This window comes from Vreelandella aquamarina (genome assembly GCF_020075495.1).
In the GTDB taxonomy this organism is placed as follows: Bacteria; Pseudomonadota; Gammaproteobacteria; order Pseudomonadales; family Halomonadaceae; genus Vreelandella; species Vreelandella aquamarina_A.
The window spans coordinates 1-2843 of the sequence record NZ_JABYQT010000023.1 but is presented as its reverse complement, the minus strand read 5'-3'; the positions used below and the strand labels follow the sequence as shown (position 1 = coordinate 2843).

6 protein-coding genes and 1 pseudogene are annotated in these 2843 nt (G+C 52.7%); 5 read left to right on the top strand and 2 right to left on the bottom strand.

Features of this window, described 5'->3' with window-relative positions:
* Both HW452_RS17265 and HW452_RS17260 read right to left on the bottom strand, forming a co-directional pair.
* Positions 1 to 370 (bottom strand): replication initiation protein (locus HW452_RS17265; RefSeq protein WP_224107334.1); only part of this gene is annotated, 370 nt, incomplete at its 3' end.
* An 82-nt stretch (positions 371 to 452) separates the two neighbouring features.
* Entirely contained in the window at positions 453 to 851 is a 399-nt protein-coding gene (locus tag HW452_RS17260) for a hypothetical protein (RefSeq protein WP_025455849.1), read from the bottom strand.
* On the opposite strand from HW452_RS17260, the gene HW452_RS17255 reads away from it, so the two are divergent.
* The 5 genes and pseudogenes from HW452_RS17255 to HW452_RS17240 all read left to right on the top strand — a co-directional run.
* The gene (locus HW452_RS17255; protein ID WP_014580441.1) at positions 756 to 1136 is read left to right on the top strand and encodes a MobC family plasmid mobilization relaxosome protein; all 381 of its coding nucleotides are present in this window, start codon (positions 756 to 758) and stop codon (positions 1134 to 1136) included. The two genes, HW452_RS17260 and HW452_RS17255, sit on opposite strands and share 96 nt — an antisense overlap.
* Positions 1133 to 1750: a relaxase/mobilization nuclease domain-containing protein gene (locus HW452_RS17250; RefSeq protein ID WP_003692170.1), complete on the top strand. Its 618-nt coding sequence runs from the start codon at positions 1133 to 1135 to the stop codon at positions 1748 to 1750. The genes HW452_RS17255 and HW452_RS17250 overlap by 4 nt, the downstream gene beginning before the upstream one ends.
* 83 nt (positions 1751 to 1833) lie before the next feature.
* A complete protein-coding gene (locus HW452_RS17245) occupies positions 1834 to 2421 on the top strand; it encodes an MbeB family mobilization protein (RefSeq protein WP_003692168.1) in 588 nt (195 codons plus the stop codon).
* Between the two features lie 46 nt (positions 2422 to 2467).
* Complete coding sequence (locus tag HW452_RS17775; protein ID WP_417651374.1) at positions 2468 to 2710, top strand: cryptic plasmid protein A; 243 nt, start codon at positions 2468 to 2470, stop codon at positions 2708 to 2710.
* A 12-nt stretch (positions 2711 to 2722) separates the two neighbouring features.
* A pseudogene (locus HW452_RS17240) lies at positions 2723 to 2843 on the top strand (DUF1456 family protein); the annotation flags it as partial.

The following is a 2843-nucleotide window of genomic DNA, read 5'->3' as shown; positions in this document are numbered from 1 at the left end:
ATTTCGCCTTATATGCTGCTTCAAGTGCAGCAAGATAGCGCAGGGCTTTTTGTCTCCCACCGTATTCCGCCGTCAGCACAGGCGCGGAAAGCGCATAGGCAAGGTGTGCGCCGCCGTTTTCCCTGTTGATTGCCGCCCAAGCAGGCATAGGCAGATTATTGTCTTCCCAAGCCAACCCCGCCCCTTCGTAATCCAAGTCAAAGAGCATAAACACACGCAGATGCGGCGGATTGACTTGGATGTAGCGGCGTTTGATGGCGGCAGCGTAAGAGCGCACCAGCATAGGCGCTTCTTTGAAATCTTTGCAGTATGGCTTGTGTGGGATACGTTCTTGCAAGAAGAGGTCGGGTTGGGTGTATAATTGGCTCATGTTGTATCTCGAAACCCCCGTGCAGATTGGCGTTTGGCGGGGGTTTTGCTTTGTCTAAGATTTGCAGATTGTATGCTTGTTTTTAAGATGATACAACTATGTCAAAATAACCATAATCAGATAACAGCCCGATAGGGGTTCTTATTTCAAAATTTTCCAATCCGCAATTTAGCGAAGCCAGCAGGCGAAGCGGTAAAGCTTGGAGCGCAGCAGCGCGACCTAAGCCGGCCAGCAGGGCGGCGTTTTGGGGGAAACATGAAACCAGTTCCGACAGGGCGGCGTGCGTGTTCTTCCCTGAGTTCTTCATGGAGTATCGGCGAAATGCCGTGATGAAATGCCGTTTTTTTGAGCAGAAAGCAGTCAAAAACAGGGGTATTTTGCCCTTTTGACAGGTTCGAGTGCCGCCGAAAAGCGAACAAAGCAACTCATCATCCGAGTCAGCCCGACCGAGTTTGAGACTTTGACCCGACAGAAGACCCATCCGAATTTAGCCCGCTACATTCGGGAGCGGGTTTTGGAAGATGGCAAAGCATCCGACAAAAAAACCGTCAAATTCCAATTCCCGCCCGAAGTCGTGCGCGTCCTTGCAGGCATGGGTAACAACCTGAACCAAATAGCCAAGGCCCTGAACACCGCCGCAAAGGTCGGCACGTTGGGCAATGTGGAAGCACTCAAGGCGACGACCGAGCTGGCAGCGTTGGAACGTTCCTTAAATTCCCTACGGGATTTTTTAGCCAAAGAAAAGAACGGATGGCAGTCCCAATGATTGTGCAGTTTTTCAATAGGGGGAAAGGCGGCGGGAGTGGTCCGATAGACTATCTTCTAGGCAAAGACCGCGACCGAGAAGAAGCCAGATTATTACGCGGCGACCCCGAAGAAACCGCCGCCCTGATAAACAGCAGCGATTACGCCAAGAAATACACCGCCGGCTGCCTGAGCTTTGAAGAAAGCAACATCCCCGCCGAACAGAAACACGCCCTGATGGACAGCTTCGAAGAGTGTATTTTTGCAGGCTTGGACAAAGACCAATACAACTGCCTATGGGTAGAACACCGAGACAAAGGGCGTTTGGAACTCAACTTCGTGATACCGAACATCGAGCTTTTGAGCGGAAAGCGGTTACAGCCCTACTACTACGCCGCCGACAGAGGAAGAGTGGACGCATGGCGCACCATGCAGAACCTGACGCACGGATACAGCGACCCAGACGACCCCGCCAAACGGCAGAGCATGACCCAAGCCAAAGACCTGCCGAGAAACACGCAGGAAGCCGCACAGAGCATCACAGAGCATCACAGACGGCTTAGAAGCCCTAGCCCTATCAGGCAAGCTAAAAAGCCGCGCAGACGTGCTGGAAACGCTGGAAAAGGTAGGTTTTGAAATATCACGAGCGACCATCAGCAGCATCAGCATCAAGAACCCGGACCCAAAAGGGCGCAACATCCGACTGAAAGGCGCACTGTATGAGCAAGATTTCCGATTTGGCGAAGACCTTCGAGCAGACATCACGCACCGAAGCCGCCAGCATAGAGCAACAAACGAAAGCAGACTTAGAGACGTTACGGAAAAATATCAACGAGGCATTGAAGCAAAGCGAGCAGAAAATAACCGCCGATATAAACGCTCGGCAGTTACGCATGAGCAAGGCAGTATTCAAGCCCTATCTGTGGAGCTTGCTAGGTATATCGGCGGCAGGGTTGATAGTCATAGCAGGGCTGTTCATAGCGATATGGAGCGTCAAGAACGAGCTGGACGACTTGAAACAGCAGAGAGCCGAAGCAGAGCGCACCCTAGACCTGTTGGAAACCAAGACCAAAGGTTTGACACTGGAAAATTGCCCAGTCGAGAACAGCAAAGCAACGCGGGTATGCGTAGCGACCGAGAAGCGAATGATGAAAGCCTTAACGCACTTGGGCGAAAGGTTGGCAGAGCTAGAGCAGGAAAACACGAGTTTAGCGCAGCAGCTAGCGAGCTTGGCAGCCGAGTTAGAGCGGCAGAGCGAAATACAGCAACGGCAGAGCGAAATCTTGAATCAACTAGCCAAACGATAAGCCAACGACACAAACGAACCCAAAGCAGGGGATGGGGAATGAGCCGATGATTACCGAGAACGAACGCGACAGGCGAACAGCCGCATGGCTGATAGAGACCTACGGGGCAGAAGCCGTAGCGGAAGCAGAAACCCGCATTGCGGGCGCGAGAAAGCCCTATCCGAGCAATATCGCCAAAGTATTGGGGGCTAGCCTACCCGAAGCCCTAAAACGCACAGAAAACGCCGCAGCGCGCCAAAAACTGGCAGGGCTGCGGCGGATGTTGGACGGTAAGGCAGTTAAGACTTAAAAAGACGATGTGGATCTGGCGGCGTTTCTCAATGGCTTCATCAGCCACAAGCGCGGCAAGCGTGAAGGCGAACAGCCGGCGCCGGAAAAGAACCTGAACAACAACATGGTATTTCAGAAGCTGAGAATCGCGC

What these genes read in the sequence shown, in the direction of transcription:
- HW452_RS17260 (WP_025455849.1), bottom strand. Translation starts at nt 851, where the DNA reads ATGGGTCTTCTGTCGGGTCAAAGTCTCAAACTCGGTCGGGCTGACTCG.
- HW452_RS17250 (WP_003692170.1), top strand. Translation starts at nt 1,133, where the DNA reads ATGATTGTGCAGTTTTTCAATAGGGGGAAAGGCGGCGGGAGTGGTCCG.
- HW452_RS17245 (WP_003692168.1), top strand. Translation starts at nt 1,834, where the DNA reads ATGAGCAAGATTTCCGATTTGGCGAAGACCTTCGAGCAGACATCACGC.
- HW452_RS17775 (WP_417651374.1), top strand. Translation starts at nt 2,468, where the DNA reads ATGATTACCGAGAACGAACGCGACAGGCGAACAGCCGCATGGCTGATA.